Raw genomic sequence first — 17,217 nt, forward strand, 5'->3', positions numbered from 1 at the left:
AGGGAACCAGCGGGGGAGAGGTCAGCGGGTGACCATGTCCTCCTGGCCCCAGATCGCCTTCATGCTGGTGATCTTGGCGTCGTCGTCGAAGGTCATGACGTCGATGACGGAGATGTCGATCTTCTGCTCACCGAGGTGGGTGGTGAGGGTGAAATTGAACGCGGCGGTGTCGGCGGCGATGCGCACGATGCCGAGCTCGGCGGTCTGCTCGAGCGGCTCGATGATGCCGTAGAACTCACGCAGCGATTCTTCGGTGGTGCGGGGCGGCGTGCCGACCGGATCCTCCACCGTGGCGCCCGGCGCGTACAGCGCGAGCACGTCGTCGACGGTGCCGCCCGCGACCGACTTCACGTAGGACTCGATGGTGTTCTGGATGCTCTCGCGTGACGGCGCCATGCCGGTGTCCCTTCCTCGACTACTAGAACTCGTTCTACCCGCGAGGGTACAGGTGACCGCATCGTTCCCGAGGCTCAATCGAAACCGATTTGTGCTCCGACGTGCACAAATGACAAAGCCGAACGGTAGGTTTGCGCTGTTAGCGTCCCGCTCATGCCAATCCACGGTCGGGGTTTCGGGGTACGGATGGTGGTCGCCGCACTCGCGGCAACGGTGACGATCGGAGCCGGGGCGGCGGGCGGCGGGGCCCTCGCACAACCGACGGGAAGCGCGGGCGGCAACGGAGTCGTCGGCACCGGATCGTTGACGGACGGCACCGCCGAGGACGGGGTGTTGGGGAACGGCACCACGCTCGTCACCGGTTCGGTCGGCACCGGGTCCGCCGCCGGGACCGGGTCCGGTAACTGGCTGCCGCCGGTGATCGACTCGATCGTCCCGGCACCCGACCTCGGGTCGCCGGACATTCCCACGCTGCAGGCGGCGATGCTGCCCGCTCCGGTGGGGGAGGCCTTCTTCGACGAGTACCCGCCCGGCCTGGACGCGATGGCGAACGGCGCCGTCATCGGGACGCGGGACGTCACTCCCGTCGCCCGACAACTCCTGCGTGGCCCCGTGCGCGAGGTGCGGCAGTACAAGGTGAAATCCACCGACGCCGCGGGCGCACCCTCGTTCGCGACCGCGACGCTGGTCGTCCCCGCGACACCGTGGGCGGGTTCGGGACCTCGGCCCGTCCTGGTCAACAACGTGCCGATCAACAGCCTCGGCCGGGACTGCGCACCGGGCCACACCATGGCAAACGGAATAACCTTGTCCACCAACACCTTCGAACTGACACGGCCGGTCACCGCGAAGGCGGAGGAACGCGGCTACGCGGTCCTGATACCCGACCACGAGGGCCCACGGATGGCGTACGGGGAGCCGTTCGTCGGCGGACACTCGATCCTGGACACCATTCGCGGCATGCGGGCGCTCTACCCCGACGAGTTCGGTGACAGTCCGATCGCGATGATGGGCTACTCCGGTGGCTCCATCGCCACCCACGGCGCCGTCAAGCTGATCGACAGCTACGCACCCGAACTCGCAGGCGACATCGTCGGCGCCTCCCTCGGCGGCGTTCCGGCCGACTTCGAGATGCTGGCCCGCACCATGAACGGCAACCTGGCCGGCGGCCTGTTCCTTGCCGCGCTGTTCGGGATCTCGCGGGAGAACCCCGAGATCCTCGCACTTGCAAACAAACTCGCACGGCAGCTCGGAGTCTCGTCACTGAAGGATGCGTGCGGGAACAAGCTCATGGTCCTCGGCCTCTTCCAGGTACCCGCCGAGGCGCTCGCGAACGTCAAGCAGGCCCTGGACACCCCGGTCGCGCATTCCGTCTACACCAAGATGCGGATGGCGGACCGCAAGTCCGCCACCCCGCTGTACCTGTACAACGGCGGCCAGGACTTCTGGGTTCCTGCGCTGGGCACCCGGAACCTGTACGACGAGCAGTGCGGCTACGGCGTGCCCGCCGTGTACCGGCAGGTTCCCGGTGAGCACTTCGCCGCCGAGCTGACCGGTGTCGGCGATGCATTCGACTGGGTCGACGCCCGGCTGCGTGGGGAGCCCGCCCCCAGCGAGTGCTGAAGCCCTCGGAAAGACCTGCGGCCCCGGCGATCACACGATCACCGGGGCCGCAGGGCGTTCAACTCACTTGACGATGTTGACCATCTTGCCGGGCACGACGATCACCTTGCGGGGCGCGTTGCCCTCGAGGAACGCGACGATCTTCTCGTCGGCGAGGGCCGCGGCCTCGATGACGTCCGGCTTCGCATCCGCCGCGACGGTGACGCGGCTGCGGACCTTCCCGTTGACCTGGATCGGGTACTCGACCGAATCCTCGACCAGCCACTTCTCGTCCGCAGTCGGGAACGGGCCGTGCGCGAGCGACGTCTCGTGCCCGAGCCGCGACCACAGTTCCTCGGCGACGTGCGGAGCGACCGGAGCGAGCATCAGCACCAGCGGCTCGACGGCGGCACGCGGCGCCCCGTTCGGGTACGCCTTGGTGAGGTGGTTGGTCAGCTCGATCAGCTTCGCGACGGCCGTGTTGTCGCGCAGCGCCGTGTAGTCGCCGTTGACGCCGTCGATCGCTTTGTTCAGCGCCCGCAGCGTCTCTTCGGTCGGCTCGGTGTCGGTGACACGGACGGCGCCGGTCTCCTCGTCGACGGCGACGCGCCACGCACGCTGCAGGAAGCGCTGCGCACCGACGACGTCCTTCGTCGCCCACGGCCGCGAGGTGTCCAGCGGACCCATCGACATCTCGTACACGCGCAGCGTGTCGGCGCCGTACTCCTCGCAGATCTCGTCCGGCGCAACGGCATTCTTCAGGGACTTGCCCATCTTGCCGTACTCGCGGTTGACCTCGGCGCCCTCGTAGAGGAACTTCCCATCCTTCTCGACGACGTCCGCGGCGGGCACGTACACACCGCGGCTGTCGGTGTACGCGTACGCCTGGATGTAGCCCTGGTTGTACAGGCGCCGGTACGGCTCGGAGGAGCTGACGTGCCCGAGGTCGAAGAGCACCTTGTGCCAGAACCGGGAGTACAACAGGTGCAGCACCGCGTGCTCGACGCCGCCGACGTACAGGTCGAGGCCGCCGGGATCGTTCGGGCCGTGCAGCTCCGGACGCGGACCCATCCAGTACTGCTCGTTCTCCTTGGCGCAGAACGTGTCCTGGTTGGTGGGGTCGATGTAGCGAAGCTGGTACCAGGAGCTGCCTGCCCACTGCGGCATCACGTTGGTGTCGCGGTGGTAGTTCTTCAGGCCGTCACCGAGATCGAGCTCGACGTTCACCCAGTCGGACGCCTTCGCCAGCGGGGGCGAGGGCTCCGAGTTGGCGTCGTCCGGATCGAAGGAGACGGGTGCGTAGTCCTCGACCTCCGGGAGTTCCACCGGCAGAGCGGATTCCGGGAGTGCGTGCGCGAGACCCTGATCGTCGTAGACGACCGGGAACGGCTCGCCCCAGTACCGCTGACGCGCGAACAGCCAGTCGCGCAGCTTGTACTGGATGGTGCCGATGCCGCGGCCGTCGGCCTCGAGGTGCGCGATGACGGACTTCTTCGCCTCGTCCACCGGAAGCCCGTCGAGGAAGCCACTGTTCACCAGCGGACCGTCGCCGGTGTACGCGGCCTCGGTGACGTCGCCGCCGGAGATGACCTCGAGGATCGGCAGCCCGAGCTCGGTGGCGAACTCCCAGTCGCGGTGGTCGTGACCGGGCACAGCCATCACGGCGCCCGTGCCGTAGCCGGTGAGCACGTAGTCGGCGATGAACACCGGAACCTTGTGTCCGTTCACCGGATTGACGGCATAGGAGCCGAGGAAGACGCCGGTCTTCTCCTTGCTCTCCTGCCGTTCGAGGTCGGACTTCGCGGCGATCGCGGCGCGGTACGCGGCGACGGCGTCGACCGGGTTCGAGGCTCCGCCGGTCCAGCGTGCATCGACGTCGTCCGGGTACGCGTCGGCGACGAGCTGGTCGACCAGCTCGTGCTCGGGCGCGAGCGCGACGTAGGTGGCGCCGAAGAGGGTGTCCGCGCGGGTCGTGAAGACTTCGATGTCGTGCTCGGCGGCGGAACCCTCACGGTGTGCCGCGAACTTGACGCGCGCGCCGTGGCTGCGCCCGATCCAGTTGCGCTGCATGGACTTGACCTTCTCCGGCCAGTCCAGGTACTCGAGGTCGTCGGTGAGGCGGTCGGAGTACGCGGTGATCCGCATCATCCACTGCCGCAGGTGCTTCCGGAACACGGGGAAGTTCCCGCGCTCGGAGCGTCCGTCCGCGGTGACCTCCTCGTTGGCCAGCACGGTACCCAGACCGGGGCACCAGTTGACCATCGAATCCGACTGGTAGACAAGGCGGTACGAGTCGATCTCGGCGTGCTTCTCGGCGTCCGACAGATCCGACCAGGCGCGGCCGTCGGCGGGAGTGCGCACACCGGAGACGAACTCGGCCTTTAGCTCGGACACCGGCCGGGCCCTGTTCGCCTCGGTGTCGTACCAGGCGTTGTAGATCTGCAGGAAGATCCACTGCGTCCAGTGGTAGAAGTCGACGTCGGTGGTCGCGACGCTGCGGCGCTCGTCGTGACCCAGACCCAGCCGGCGCAGCTGGCGCTTCATGTTCGCGATGTTCGCCTCGGTGGTGGTGCGCGGGTGCGTACCCGTCTGCACCGCGTACTGCTCGGCGGGCAGGCCGAACGCGTCGTAGCCGAGGGTGTGCAGCACGTTGTGGCCGTGCATCCGGTGGAACCGGGCGAAGACGTCGGTGGCGATGTAGCCGAGGGGGTGCCCGACGTGCAGGCCCGCACCCGACGGGTACGGGAACATGTCCTGCACGAACAGCTTGTCGGCGGGCAGCGCGCCGGCGAGGTCGCCGACCGGGTTGGGCGCGTTGAAGGTGCCCCGCTCCCGCCACAGGTCCTGCCACCGGGCCTCGATTCGGCCCGCGAGGTCCGCGGTGTAACGGTGCTGGGGGGTCGCGTCGCCGCCTTGCTGCTGCACTGACTCGGTCACTTGTTCGCTGTCTTCTCTGCGCTGGGGGGCTTCGGGTGGACGGTCACCCGCACCCGGATTTCGGGCAGGGTTTCCCGACACCAGCCTAGAGTGTCACCCTCCGGGCGCCGCCGAACGGCCCCCGCCGTACCCTGGTATCCGTGTTCATCGTTGCAAGTGTGCTGCTCGTCGTCGCCGTGGTCGTCGGAGGTGTCGCGGCCGCCGCGATGACCGGACGGCTTCCGCGCAACCGCTGGGCCGGTGTCCGCACACCGGACACCCTCGCGTCCGAGGAGACGTTCCGCCTCGCCAACCGCATCGCGGCCCCGACCCTCGCGGTGGCGGCGTTGCTGCTGGTCATCGGCGCTTTCGGTGCGCTCGCACTCGGTACCGTCGGCGGACTCGCCGTCGCCGGACTCGCCGTCCTGACGGCGCTCGTCGCCGCCGGCTACGGCGGCACCGCCGGTGCCCGCGCGGCCGCCGCGGCCGCTCCCGCCGGATGCGGTGACGCCTGCGGTTGCGGCAGCGCACCCGACACCTCGGATGTCGACGCCGCCACCACGTCGGCCTGCGCCTCCGAGTCCCCCGCGGACGCGGCAGCCGCCGCGGACTGCGGCACGGATTCCTGCGGTTCGTGCTCCCTCAAGGGTGCCTGCCTTCCGCACTGAGGCACGGGCGTCACCCGGCGACCGAGTGCAATGACCTGCCGACGGCTGCCGCGATCCGCGACGCGGGCGGCAGATTCCCGGCGTCACACTCGACGCCGACCCACAGCCGACCTGCGTAGGACGCGGCGGTGAAGCCGACGCGTACGTTGCCCGCGAGAGGGCCGAGAGGCCACATCTCCACCAGCGGCGCACCGTCGAGTGTCAGAGGATGCCGCGGACCCCGGACGTTCGACGCGACCGTCGCGATGACCCGCTGATGACGGGTGAAGACGGTGAACAGCCTCGGGGACGGCACGCCCGCCGTCCCCGAGGCGCGGGCAAGGGGCTTCGACTCCGACGTCCGCCGGGCAACGATCCTCAGAGCCAGCTCCGGTTCCGTGAGCGGCACTCCGACGAGCATGACCCCGACGGCATTGTGCGCGGTGCCACGGGTGGCGACCCGCACCGGGACCGAGACCGTCAACTCGTCCGGCACCTGCTCGCCCGCCTCCGTGACCACCGCGCGCAGCCCCTGCCCGACCGCAACGAGATAGGCATCGTTGACCGTGGCGCCGAGCGTGAGTGCGCCCGCCTCCAACCGGTCCAGGTCCACGCTGGTCGAGGCGACATCGCGGGTACGGCCGACCGGTCCGAGCAGCGCCCGTGACCGCACAGGTCGCCGGAGGAACATCGTCAGGACGTGATGCGCCCGCGCACCGAACGACGGCCGGTCGGCCTCCAGGTGGTCCTCCCCGATATCCGACACCGGATCGACTTCCCCGCCGTCATCGAACAGCCGCTCGAGCAGAGCGCTTGCCCGCGCACCGTCGACCACCGCATGGTGGAGGCGCACGACGATTCCGCACCGTCCCGGGCGGGCCCCGGGGACGAGGGTTATGTGCCACAGCGGACGATCATGGGGAAGCGGCTTCATGACCAGTCGCGCGCACAGCGCTTCGAAGCCGCCGTCGCCGTGCGCCGACTCGACGGTGATGTGCTCCGACACGTCGACCGGCACGTGCACCCACCACCACCGGCCGCCCCGGCGCTGCGGACGCTGCTGCAGGTCGGGCTCCCGCGCCACCCGCGGCACCAGGAACTCCGTCACCCGCCCCGCATCGGGGTGGCCGTCCGCGTCGACGACACCACCCGGGCCCAGCAGCCCGGCGAGGGTCACCACATACGGCTGCCCGGTGACGTTGATGCCGAGAATCGCCGTGTCCACCGGGGAGATGGGAACGTCAGGCACCGGACCGGCCATCTTCGGGCTCCTTCGCGCCGAGGTCAACGCTTGTCCGCACTGTAGACCCGGGGCCGGTCGCCGTCCGCGACGAACCGTGGCCCCGGTACCACGCCGCGGGCCTCCGATCGCCTGGTTGAATCGGCGGCCATGAGCGAAGCGAGAACGTTCGATCCGGCAGGCGTCGCATTCGGCGTACTCGTTCCCGTCGCCGCCGCCGTGACGGTTCTCGTCACCGCGCAGGCATGGAAGTCGCGTCTGCCCTCCGAGATCGCCACCCACTTCAGCGGGGGGACCGCCGACGGTTTCACTGCCACGTCGTCCGCATCCTGGACGTTCGTGCTGGTCATCGTCCTCGTCGGCGGCGGCTGCAGCGCGGTCGCGGCGTTGGGACAGGCGATGCTGATGATGCGGCGGACCATGCTGATCGTCGGACTCGCCGTCACCGGGCTGATGCTCGCCCTGTGGCTGGCGCTGATGTCCGCGAACCTCGACATCGCCGACCCCGCCGACGCCGACCTGTCGACGACGTCGATCGCGGTCGGAATCCTCGTCGGCGGCGCGGTCGGGCTGCTCGGGGCGTCGATGCTGCGTGACCACCGAGACCGCCGACCCGCGACCGAGCGTCCCGACTCCCGCCTGCCTCGCGGACCCGTCGACGTCCCGATCGTCGCGTCCGTCGGGCTCGGCACCGGCACCACCGCGGTCCTGATCGGCATCGGGGCGCTCGTCACCGTCGGCCTCTGCCGCCTCGCCGGGTCGTGGTGGATGCTCGCGGTGTTCCTCCCCGTCTGCCTGCTGATGGTCGGGCTGCTGCGCTTCCGCGTCGTGGTCGACGAGGCCGGACTGCGGGTCTTCAACATGGGGATGTGCGCGGTCGGCTACGGCGTCGACGAGCTCGAGGGCGCGAAGGTCACCGAGATCGCACCGTTCCGCGACTTCGGCGGCTGGGGGCTTCGGGTCAAGGGCCGCGGCAACTACGGCGTCGTCACCGAGACCGGACCGGCACTCGTGTTCACCGCCGCGAACGGGCAGCGGCTGACCGTCACCACCGACCGGGCCGAGGAGATGGCCGGCGCCCTCAACGCCCTCGCGGACCGGCGGTTCTAGCGATACCGATACCGGCTGACCGGTTATTGATCACAAAGCGCGGCGCGGCGACCCCGCCCCGAGTAGCGTCGGGCGCACGGAGACGCGGGACAGGTCTCCCCTGGGGTGGCCGGACCGGCATCAGCCCGTTCGGGCCGGAACCTCGCTGCTCAGCCGGGCACGGTATCGGTTGGTGGTGCGCCGGGGGTCGGTACCGTCCTCGGCCGGCGAGCAGTCGAGACGTGACGGGTCTCCCGTCACGAGAGGGGGTCCTTGCGCGTGATCGCCTTCCGCGGTCACGCGCAAGGGCGCCGTTTCGGGGGTCCGCGTCAGGGCCGCACCGGGACTCGCCGTCGGTGTGCGGCCCGAACCGCCGCGGGATGTCGCTGACGGGACCTGCCTGCCGCGCGAAGACCGGTCCCACTCACCGGGACCGCACCCGACGTGACCTGGCACACGTTCTAGCGTCCGGGCAATGGAACGCAACAGCGCTGCGCAAGAACAGATCTCGGCGATTCTCGACCTTCAGCACCGGGCCCACACCGCGGCCGGATCCGCGACTGCGGAGCAACGCCGGGCGCGTATCCAGCGGGTGATCGACCTGCTCGTCGCCCGCGCCGACGACATCGCCAAGGCCCTCGACGCCGACTTCGGCGGACGCCCCGAAGGCTACTCGCTGATGAACGACGTGGTCGGCTCGATCACCGCGCTCAAGTACTCCCGCGACCACCTCGAAACCTGGATGGCCCCCGACGAGCGGCCCGTGTTCGCGCCCTACGATCAGCTCGGCGCGACGGCGCGGGTGCTGCACCAGCCGAAGGGCTCGGTCGGCATCATCGGCACCTGGAACGCCCCCGTCTACACCCTCATGAGCCCGCTGGCCGGGGTGTTCGCCGCGGGCAACCGGGCGGTGCTCAAGCCGTCCGAACTGGTGCCGCGCACCGCCGAGGTGCTCGCCGATGCGGTCTCCGCCGCATTCGACCCCGAGGACCTCGCGATCGTCACCGGCGGACCCGACGTCGCGGATGCGCTGACGTCGCTGCCGTTCGACCATCTCGTGTTCACCGGAAGCTCCGCGGTCGGGAAGCTGGTGATGGCCAACGCCGCAACGAATCTGGTGCCCGTCACGCTCGAACTCGGCGGCAAGTCCCCGACCATCATCGGTGCCGGCGCCGACCTCGCCGACGCCGCGCACCGCATCGCGGTCGGCAAGGCCACCAACGGCGGCCAGATCTGTGTCAGCCCGGACACCGTGTACGTGCCCGGCGACCGGCTCGACGACTTCACCGGCGCACTGCGCGAGGCTTACACCGCACTGCTGCCGACGATCGAGGACAACGCCGACGCCGTCGCGATCGTCAACGACCGGCACGTCACCCGGGTCGACGGCTACGTCGCCGATGCGGTCGAGCGCGGCGCCCGCGTCGAGTCCGCACCGGACGTTCCGCTGCCCGCTACCGGCCGCCGCCGCCCGCTGCGCATGGTGATCGAGCCGCCCGCCGACGCCGTCATACGGCAGGAGGAGATCTTCGGACCCGCCGTCGTGCTGCTCGGCTACGACGCGATCGACGAGGTGATCGACGCGATCAACACGGGACCGAAGCCGTTGGCACTGTACTACTTCGGCACCGATGTCATCGAGCGGGAGGCCGTCGTCGACCGCACCCTGTCCGGCGGCGTGACGATCAACGAGGTGATGATGCACCCCGGCCTGCAGGACGCCCCGTTCGGCGGTGTCGGCGGGTCCGGCATGGGCCACTACAACGGTCGCGAGGGTTTCCTCGAGTTCAGCCACGCGCGCGCTGTCTACGAGTCCGCGGGACCGGACCTGCGCGGCGAGTGGGGCATGCTGCCGCCGTACACCGAGCAGTTCCGCGCCATGATGGCCGCCCAGGTCACCCCGTAGACACCTTTCGTCACAACACTTTTCAGAAGGGATTCACTCGTGAAGACACGCGGTGCCGTCATCCGCAGCACGCCCGGCCGTTTCGAGGTCGTGGAGCTGGACCTCGACGCGCCCCGGCGCGGCGAGATCACCGTCAAGATGGTCGCCTCGGGCCTGTGCCACTCCGACGACCACGTCGCCAAGGGCGACCACGCTGTCGGGGTCTATCCGATCTGCGGTGGCCACGAAGGCGCCGGGATCGTCGTCGAGGTCGGTCCGGAGACGACCGGTTTCACCGAGGGCGACCACGTCATCTTCTCGTTCGTTGCCGGCTGCGGACGCTGTCGTTGGTGCGCGAAGGGGTTGCAGAACCTGTGCGACCGCGGCGCGGCCATCATGACCGGCAGCCGCCCGGACGATCCGACGAGCTTCCGTCTCAGCCTCGACGGCGCCCCGGTCGCGCAGACCTGCGGGCTGTCAACGTTCAGCGAATACACCACCGTCAGTACCGATTCCGCCGTCAAGGTCGACAAGGACCTACCCCTCGAGACGCTGTGCCTGCTCGGCTGCGGCGTCGGTACCGGCTGGGGCGCCGCGGTGAACTCCGCGCAGGTCTACCCCGGCCAGACGGTGATCGTGATGGGTGTGGGCGGCATCGGCATCAACGCCGTGCAGGGCGCCGCGCACGCCGGCGCGGCCCACGTTCTCGCGGTCGACCCGGTCGAGTTCAAACGGGACAGCGCGCTGAAGTTCGGAGCAACCCAGGTATTTTCGACGATGGAGGAGGCCACCGAGGTGGCCCGATCACTGACCAACGGTCAAGGCGCCGACGCGGCGATCGTCACCGTCGGCGTGACCACCGGCGACCACATCGCGCAGGCGTTCTCCGCCATCCGCAAGGCGGGTGTCTGCGTGGTGACCGGCCTCGGCAAGATGACCGATGTCGGCATCCCGATCAGCCCGATGGAGCTCACGCTCTACCAGAAGCGTCTGCAGGGCTCACTGTTCGGCGCCTCCGCCCCGAGCGCCGACATCCCGTGGCTGGTGGACCTGTACACCGCCGGCAAGCTCGAACTCGACGGCCTCGTCACCACCACCTACACCCTCGACGAGGTGGCGCAGGGCTTCGACGACATGCACGCGGGCAGGAACCTGCGCGGGGTGATCGTCTTCTGATCCCACTCGTGCGGACGCTCCGCCACCGTCGGGCCGAACAGGGCCCGGCGGTGCGCGGACGTCGACCCGGGGCGGGTCTCCCAATCCCGCGACAGGGATCGGGAGACATGCCTAACTGGCAGCCAGCTCGTCGGGGAGGACGCGGAAGACACCAAGAAAACAGCCAGGTTCCGGTTCCTCTGCGAAGACCCCGTGGCAGGGCTCGGTGTTGCCCACAGCAGCGCTACCCGACTCAATGGGGCCCGCAGCGCTGCCCAGTGGGGAAAGAAGGACTGCGGCGACCTGCATGAACAGATCGCCGGCGTAGGGGTCGTACTCCTCGGCCGACGCCGTGCCCCCACCGAGGGCCAGGCCACCGCCGAGCAGAGCCGCCGCGACCAGGACGGACGCGCCGCGGCGCACCAGATTTCGAGACATGCAACTTCCTTCGTACGAATGTGTAGGACCGGGAAGGTGTAGGGCTGGGGCGCCCACACCCGACGCGGCGCCCCCGACCGAGCCGGACTAGGGCGAATCAGCCAGTCCTGCAGCCGAATCGGATTCGAGCTTCCGCACTTCACAGCGTTGAACACGACCGGCGGCAGGACCCCCACCGCGCGGTGGTCCTGCCGCCGTCGGTCCCGCTCACTTGGGTGATTCGGACCTGAGGAGGTGTGTCTCCCACTCCCGCAACAGGGACTGGGAGAAGTGCCCTAACTCAGGGAAGCAAGCTCGGTGGGGAGGTAGCGGTAGGAGAATATGCAGCCAGGGCTGTCTTCCCCCATTTCTACCCAGCTCTGGCAGGGTTCGCTGCTGCCCACAGCGGCGCTGCCAGACCCGGGCTCAGAGCTGCCCAATGGGGCAAGAATGGGGGGAAGAATGACGTCGGCGAGGAATTGGCCGAATTCTGCGACGGAACCGCCGAAGACGGGGTCGGTCTCCTGGGCCGACGCCGTGCCCCCACCGAGGGCCAGGCCACCGCCGAGCACAGCCGCCGCGACCAGGACGGGCGCGCCGCGGCGCGCCAGATTTCGAGACATGCAGCTTCCTTCGTTCGAATGTGACAGACCGGGGCGACCACCCCAACGCAGCGCCCCCGACCGGGCCAGAGTAGGACGAATCGGCCAGTCCTGCAGCCGAATCGAACTCGAGTTTCCGCAGTTCACTGCGTTGAACACGACCGGCGGAAGGACCCCCCACCGCGCTGCGTCCTGCCGCCGCGAGTCCCGCTCACTTGGGTGATTCGGACCTGAGGAGGTGTGTCTCCCACTCCCGCAACAGGGATTGGGAGAAGTGCCCTAACTCAGGGAAGCAAGCTCCGCGGGGAGGTAGCGGTAGGAGAATATGCAGCCAGGGCTGTCTCCCCCCATTTCCACCCAGCTCTGGCAGGGTTCGCTGCTGCCCACAGCGGCGCTGCCCGCCCCAGGGGGGAGGTCCGCAACGCTGCCCGTCAGTGGGGCAATCAGTGGGAAAAGAATGTAATCGACGATCCAACTGTCGGGGAGGGGGTCGGTCTCCGCGGCCGACGCCGTGCCCCCACCGAGGGCCAGGCCACCACCGAGCACAGCCGCCGCGACCAGAACGGACGCGCCGCGGCGCGCCAGATTTCGAGACATGCAACTTCCTTCGTTCGAAGTGGGACCGGGGCGCCCACACCCGACACGGCGCCCCCCGACCGAGCCAGACTAGGGCGAATCGGCCAGTCCTGCGGCCGAATCGGATTCCAGTTTTTGCAGGTCACAGCGTTAAACACGACCGGAGGCAGGATCCCCACCGCGCTGCGGCCCTGCCGTCGTGGGTCCCGCTCACTTGAGTGATTCGGACCTAGCTGCGGCGCAGGCGGCGTTCGCTGGCCACGATGAGCGCCGTCAGCGCGGCCTCCGGCCCGGTCGCGGGCCGGGGGCGGCGCATCACCACGAAGTCGGCGTCGCCGGGGTCGGGCAGGGCGTGGCCGGGAAGCGGCACCAGGCCGTCCGGCAGCATCGACTCGGCGTGCACGATGTACCCGAGACCGGCCAGCACCGCCGCGCGCAGGCCGAGCAGGCTGTCCGTCACGCACGTCGTCCGCCACACGAGCCCCGCCCGCTCCATCGCCTCCATCGCAGCCCGCCGGGTGATGCTCGGCGGGGGATAGGTCACCAGCGGCACCGGACCCGCGGCGGGATCGACGACCTCACTCTCGGGAGATCCCGCCCACACGAGGCGGTCGCGCCAGACCAGCTCCCCGTGCCGTTCCCCGGGCCGGCGCATCCCGAACGCGAGGTCGAGTTCACCGGCCGCGACCTTCGCCCCCAGCGTCTCACTGAGCCCGACCGTCAGCTCCAGGTCGATCCGCGGGTGACTGCGCCGGAACTCCAACAGCACCTCGGGCAGTTCGGCGGCGACGAGGTCGTCGGAGACCCCGAACCGCAGCAGCCCGGACAGGTCGGGTTCCGCGAAATACGCCTCTGCCTGCTGTGACGCGTCGAGGATGGTGCGCGCGAAGCCGAGCATCGCGGCACCGTCGGCGGTCAGTTCGACGTTGCGGGTGTCGCGGCGCAGCAGTTCCCGGCCGACCGACTTCTCGAGGCGCGCCACGTGTCCGCTGACAGTGGACTGACTCAAGCCGAGCCGCGCCGCGGCGGCGGTGAACCCGCCTTCGCGATCGACGGCGACGAGGGAACGGAGCAGCACCGGATCCAGCATCCCCGATATTTATCACGTTTCTCGATGTGAATAATCGGTCTCATCGACTTCTCCGATACCCGGTGGTCGCCCTACCGTGGTCGGGTGAGGTTTCTGAGCAGGTTCCACGTCGACGGGTTCATCCTGTCGATCATCGCGGTCGCGGTGCTCGCCAGCATCTTCCCGGCCTCCGGCGCCGGCGCGACCACACTCGAATGGGCCACGAAGATCGCCATCGCCTTCCTGTTCCTGCTCTACGGCGCCCGCCTGCACCCCCGCGAGGCACTCGAGGGCCTGAGGCACTGGCGACTGCACTCGGTGGTGTTCGCCGCGACGTTCGTGCTCTTTCCGCTGATCGGCCTGGCGCTGCGGATCCTGGTGCCGTCGGTGCTCACCGAGGAGCTGTACACCGGCGTGCTGTACCTGTGCCTGGTGCCGTCGACCGTGCAGTCGTCGATCGCGTTCACCTCCATCGCCCGCGGCAACGTCGCCGGGGCGATCGTCAGCGCGTCGATGTCCAACCTGCTCGGTGTCTTCGTCACGCCGCTGCTGGTGGTTCTGCTGATGAACACCACCGGGGAGGCGCACGTCGACGCGTCCTCGATCGTCGACATCGTCGTGCAGCTGCTGCTCCCGTTCCTCCTCGGACAACTGATCCGACCGCGGGTCGCCGGATTCCTGCAGAAGTACGCCGAGCCGACCAAGCTCGTCGACCGCGGCTCGATCCTGCTCGTCGTCTACGCCGCGTTCAGCGCCGGCATGGTCGAGCACGCGTGGGCGGGCCTGTCCGCCTGGAACGTCGTCGCGCTGGTCGCGGTGTGCTGCCTGATCCTCGCGGTCGTGATGACGGCCACCGCGTACGCGGGCAAGGCCCTCGGGTTCTCGCTGCCCGACCGGATCGTCATCCTGTTCTGCGGGTCGAAGAAGAGCCTCGCCACCGGCTTGCCGATGGCGGCGGTGCTGTTCGCCGGCCAGCCGATCGGGCTGATCGTGTTGCCGCTGATGATCTTCCACCAGATTCAGCTGATCGTCTGTGCGGCGCTCGCACAGCGGTACGCGAAGCGCACCGACCCCGAACTGGAGGTCGCGACGGCGTCCTGACCCCGGTGCCGGTTGGGTCAGACCGGGGCGGCGCCCCAGCGGACGGCGGCGGCGCCGGCGAAGTCGCCCGCGTGCGCGAACGCGGACATCACCACCAGCGCACCGTTCGGGATGCGGCCTGCGCGGTTCTCGGTGTCGAGAGTGACGGGGATACCCGCGCCGAACAGGTTGCCGCACTCGTCGAAGGTGTCCGGATGCCGCTCGGGCGGAAGCTGCATCGCCTCCCGCCAGTTCCGCAGGAACAGCCGGTTCGGCTGATTGGTGACGAACACGTCCACCTCGTCCGGCGCCACCCCGACCTGACGGCACACGTCGTGCGCGACCTCCGGCACCATCCGGTTTCCGCGGGCGTACACGCGGGCGATCTTGTTCTGGTTGAACGCGATCCGGAACTGGCCCGGACCGGGTTCCCAGTACTTGCGCGGCGGGTCGACGTCCGCGTCGGCGGGCGACGGCGCGAACTCGCCCTGTGACCGGCACGCCGTCGCGAGGACCGGCGCCCGATCGCCGACGACGAGCAGCCCGGCCCCGCAACCGTCGCCGGGGATCGCGGCCTGCGGCTGCGAGCGGACCTCGGTCTGCGTGAACACCTGACCGGCCGCGTTCTGCACCGCGACGATCAGCGCCGACCGCGCACCGTCCTGCTGGAGCAGCTGGCGTGCCACCTTGATCATGTACGGGAACGCCGCGCACCCACTGTTGTGCACGTCCAGCACCCATTCCGGGTTCGCGCCGAGGCGGTACGCCAACTCTCCGGCGCATCCCTGCAACGGCAGGTCGGGCAGCTGAGTGTGCGTGAGGATCGCGTCGACGCCGCGCACCACGTCCTCCCCGGACCGCGCTACCAGCGGCGCGACAGCGCGCATCGCCATGTCGACGGCGCTCTCCCCGTCCGCGACGTGGTGCCGGTGCGCGGGCGGCCGGAACATCGGACTGTTCGCGAGCCGGCTCGGCGCCGCGAACTGGGCGAAATAGTCTGCGCCGACCCGGTTCTCGGGGAGATACGAGGCGATGTCCACCAGGCTGACGGTCTTCACGGCAGGCCTCCTCTCACAGCCCGGCGGGCGTCAACGGCAGACCGTGCGCATGCCGGTACTCGCAGATCTGCGTCAGGTTGTCCAGCTCGAGCCGGTGACCGGGGTAGAAGACGTCCCAGTAGTCACCCACCCACGCGTCACGACCGGGAAGCGCCTTCTCCGGGAACGGGTTACGGTCGTAGAACGGGTGATGACAGTTGGTCCACAGCACCACCGACCCCGGCTTGTCGAGCACCACCTGCGCGTCGACCACCCGCATCAGGTAGATCATCCACAGGTGCTCGCCCTGGTCCCAGGCGCAGTGGTAGTCGACGGTCATCGCGTCCGGGCAGGCGCGGGTGCGGGCGTAGATGTCGGTGTCGCCGTCACCGAGGAGGTCCTTGCCGAGCCACAGTCCGTCGTCGCCGACCGGAGCGAAGCCGCGCAGACTGAACGTCCACTCCTCCAGACTCCGGGTGTGCGCGAGGTAGTCGTACACCTGCCGGGCCGGCGCCGCGACGAAACCCTGCAGGGTGCAGTAGTCGCCGTAGATCTGGTCGTGCGGATACACAGAGTGGACCATCTCGGCAATCATCGGGTGCGCCTCCTCCGCGGGGGTGTTCTCGATTCGGTGCACCGCGGGCAACGCGTCCGGAGGGATGTCGCTCAGGGCGGCAAGGGGTTCGGTCACGGGGTTCCTCCCGGGTTGTGGGTGTCGGACCGGTCGGCCTCCGCGGGCGGAAGGAACGGCAGGAACGGCGGGATCTCGTCGGGGTCGCAGAGCACCTCCACGAACACGGGCCCCGGCACCTGGGCGACGGCGGACAGCGCCGCGTCGAGTTCGGCGACGGTTCCCGCGACGTACGCCGGCACCGACGGGAACATCGCCGCGACGCCCGCGGCCAGGTGCGAACTCTCGAACCTGTTGAAGCTGTATCGATCCGAGTACAGCAACCGCTCTCGGGTGACACACATGCCGTGCGCGTTGTTGTTGAAGACGACGAACGTCACGGGCAACGCATACTGCACCGCGGTGTGCATCTCCATGCCGTGCATGAAGAACGCGCCGTCGCCCGCGATCACCACGGTGCGGCGATCCCGCACGAAGGCCGACCCGATGCCCGCACCGAACGCGTAGCCCATTCCGCCCATACCGAGCGCGACGACGAACCGTCCGCCGCGCCGCACCGGCAGGTGGTGCACGATCGCCGCACCGGTGTTGCCCGCATCGACGAACACGTCCACCCCGTCCGGCAGATGGCGGTCGAGGACCGCGGCCGCGTCCCGGTACCGAAGGCCCGGCCCGTGGGAGGGTGGCACCGCGACGGACGTCGGCCGGTGGACGTCGCGGTTCGAGTGCGCCACAGGCACCGGCGCGAACGCGTCGACTAGCTGTTGCGGGTCATGACGTTGTAGACACCGGCCAGGATCTGGGCCAACCAAGGCGGACGGGTCCTTCCGCGGCAGGATGAGAAGTACCACCAACTCGTCCGCCGACAGAAAGAC

General features: G+C 69.3%; 14 protein-coding genes and 1 pseudogene. 6 read left to right on the plus strand and 9 right to left on the minus strand.

Translation table 11 applies throughout. The annotated features are described in order from the left end of the window. Nucleotides 1–21: 21 nt before the first annotated feature. Nucleotides 22–396: a nuclear transport factor 2 family protein gene (locus FFS72_RS02315; RefSeq protein ID WP_050066766.1), complete on the minus strand. Its 375-nt coding sequence runs from the start codon at nt 394–396 to the stop codon at nt 22–24. Between the two features lie 153 nt (nt 397–549). On the opposite strand from FFS72_RS02315, the gene FFS72_RS02320 reads away from it, so the two are divergent. After that, nucleotides 550–2,019 carry a lipase family protein gene (locus FFS72_RS02320; RefSeq protein WP_249353078.1) on the plus strand — a complete coding sequence of 490 codons (1,470 nt, stop codon included), beginning with the start codon at nt 550–552 and terminating at the stop codon, nt 2,017–2,019. 63 nt (nt 2,020–2,082) lie between these two features. Here FFS72_RS02320 and leuS read toward each other — a convergent pair whose 3' ends face one another. Next, nucleotides 2,083–4,935 carry a leucine--tRNA ligase gene (gene leuS, locus FFS72_RS02325; RefSeq protein WP_137872399.1) on the minus strand — a complete coding sequence of 951 codons (2,853 nt, stop codon included), beginning with the start codon at nt 4,933–4,935 and terminating at the stop codon, nt 2,083–2,085. Between the two features lie 140 nt (nt 4,936–5,075). Here leuS and FFS72_RS02330 point away from each other — a divergent pair, with 140 nt between their 5' ends. Then, complete coding sequence (locus tag FFS72_RS02330) at nt 5,076–5,582, plus strand: SdpI family protein (RefSeq protein WP_137872400.1); 507 nt, start codon at nt 5,076–5,078, stop codon at nt 5,580–5,582. Between the two features lie 10 nt (nt 5,583–5,592). On the opposite strand, the gene FFS72_RS02335 is transcribed toward FFS72_RS02330, so the two are convergent. After that, on the minus strand, nt 5,593–6,822 hold the full coding sequence (locus FFS72_RS02335) for a wax ester/triacylglycerol synthase domain-containing protein (protein ID WP_137872401.1): 1,230 nt from the start codon (nt 6,820–6,822) through the stop codon (nt 5,593–5,595). 129 nt (nt 6,823–6,951) lie between these two features. On the opposite strand from FFS72_RS02335, the gene FFS72_RS02340 reads away from it, so the two are divergent. From FFS72_RS02340 to FFS72_RS02350, 3 genes are all read left to right on the plus strand, one after another. Then, nucleotides 6,952–7,911 (plus strand): DUF1648 domain-containing protein, encoded by a 960-nt coding sequence (locus FFS72_RS02340; protein WP_137872402.1) that lies wholly within the window; start codon nt 6,952–6,954, stop codon nt 7,909–7,911. A 454-nt stretch (nt 7,912–8,365) separates the two neighbouring features. After that, entirely contained in the window at nt 8,366–9,796 is a 1,431-nt protein-coding gene (locus FFS72_RS02345) for an aldehyde dehydrogenase family protein (RefSeq protein WP_137872403.1), read from the plus strand. Nucleotides 9,797–9,835: 39 nt separating this feature from the next. Then, entirely contained in the window at nt 9,836–10,951 is a 1,116-nt protein-coding gene (locus tag FFS72_RS02350; RefSeq protein ID WP_137872404.1) for an NDMA-dependent alcohol dehydrogenase, read from the plus strand. Nucleotides 10,952–11,062: 111 nt separating this feature from the next. On the opposite strand, the gene FFS72_RS02355 is transcribed toward FFS72_RS02350, so the two are convergent. From FFS72_RS02355 to FFS72_RS02365, 3 genes are all read right to left on the minus strand, one after another. After that, the gene (locus tag FFS72_RS02355; RefSeq protein WP_137872405.1) at nt 11,063–11,368 is read right to left on the minus strand and encodes a hypothetical protein; all 306 of its coding nucleotides are present in this window, start codon (nt 11,366–11,368) and stop codon (nt 11,063–11,065) included. A 275-nt stretch (nt 11,369–11,643) separates the two neighbouring features. Next, nucleotides 11,644–11,970, minus strand: a complete 327-nt coding sequence (locus FFS72_RS02360) for a hypothetical protein (RefSeq protein ID WP_137872406.1) — start codon at nt 11,968–11,970, stop codon at nt 11,644–11,646. Between the two features lie 784 nt (nt 11,971–12,754). Beyond that, the gene (locus tag FFS72_RS02365; protein ID WP_137872407.1) at nt 12,755–13,615 is read right to left on the minus strand and encodes a LysR family transcriptional regulator; all 861 of its coding nucleotides are present in this window, start codon (nt 13,613–13,615) and stop codon (nt 12,755–12,757) included. A gap of 84 nt (nt 13,616–13,699) precedes the next feature. Between FFS72_RS02365 and FFS72_RS02370 the strand changes: the two genes are divergently transcribed. Beyond that, the gene (locus FFS72_RS02370) at nt 13,700–14,695 is read left to right on the plus strand and encodes a bile acid:sodium symporter family protein (protein WP_137872408.1); all 996 of its coding nucleotides are present in this window, start codon (nt 13,700–13,702) and stop codon (nt 14,693–14,695) included. 17 nt (nt 14,696–14,712) lie between these two features. On the opposite strand, the gene FFS72_RS02375 is transcribed toward FFS72_RS02370, so the two are convergent. The 3 genes and pseudogenes from FFS72_RS02375 to FFS72_RS02385 form a co-directional block, all read right to left on the minus strand. Further along, nucleotides 14,713–15,732 (minus strand): 3-oxoacyl-ACP synthase III family protein, encoded by a 1,020-nt coding sequence (locus tag FFS72_RS02375; RefSeq protein ID WP_137872409.1) that lies wholly within the window; start codon nt 15,730–15,732, stop codon nt 14,713–14,715. 13 nt (nt 15,733–15,745) lie between these two features. After that, complete coding sequence (locus FFS72_RS02380) at nt 15,746–16,402, minus strand: SRPBCC family protein (RefSeq protein WP_137872410.1); 657 nt, start codon at nt 16,400–16,402, stop codon at nt 15,746–15,748. Further along, nucleotides 16,399–17,079 (minus strand): annotated as a pseudogene (locus FFS72_RS02385) (thiamine pyrophosphate-dependent enzyme); the annotation flags it as partial. The pseudogene FFS72_RS02385 and the gene FFS72_RS02380, both read right to left, overlap by 4 nt. Nucleotides 17,080–17,217 lie beyond the last annotated feature (138 nt).

This window comes from Rhodococcus sp. Q (assembly GCF_005503035.1).
Taxonomy (GTDB): domain Bacteria; phylum Actinomycetota; class Actinomycetes; order Mycobacteriales; family Mycobacteriaceae; genus Rhodococcus_G.

Coding starts and splice junctions, on each gene's coding strand:
- FFS72_RS02360 (WP_137872406.1), bottom strand. CDS start 11,970: ATGTCTCGAAATCTGGCGCGCCGCGGCGCGCCCGTCCTGGTCGCGGCG.
- FFS72_RS02355 (WP_137872405.1), bottom strand. CDS start 11,368: ATGTCTCGAAATCTGGTGCGCCGCGGCGCGTCCGTCCTGGTCGCGGCG.
- FFS72_RS02365 (WP_137872407.1), bottom strand. CDS start 13,615: ATGCTGGATCCGGTGCTGCTCCGTTCCCTCGTCGCCGTCGATCGCGAA.
- FFS72_RS02315 (WP_050066766.1), bottom strand. CDS start 396: ATGGCGCCGTCACGCGAGAGCATCCAGAACACCATCGAGTCCTACGTG.
- FFS72_RS02345 (WP_137872403.1), top strand. CDS start 8,366: ATGGAACGCAACAGCGCTGCGCAAGAACAGATCTCGGCGATTCTCGAC.
- FFS72_RS02320 (WP_249353078.1), top strand. CDS start 550: ATGCCAATCCACGGTCGGGGTTTCGGGGTACGGATGGTGGTCGCCGCA.
- FFS72_RS02340 (WP_137872402.1), top strand. CDS start 6,952: ATGAGCGAAGCGAGAACGTTCGATCCGGCAGGCGTCGCATTCGGCGTA.
- FFS72_RS02335 (WP_137872401.1), bottom strand. CDS start 6,822: ATGGCCGGTCCGGTGCCTGACGTTCCCATCTCCCCGGTGGACACGGCG.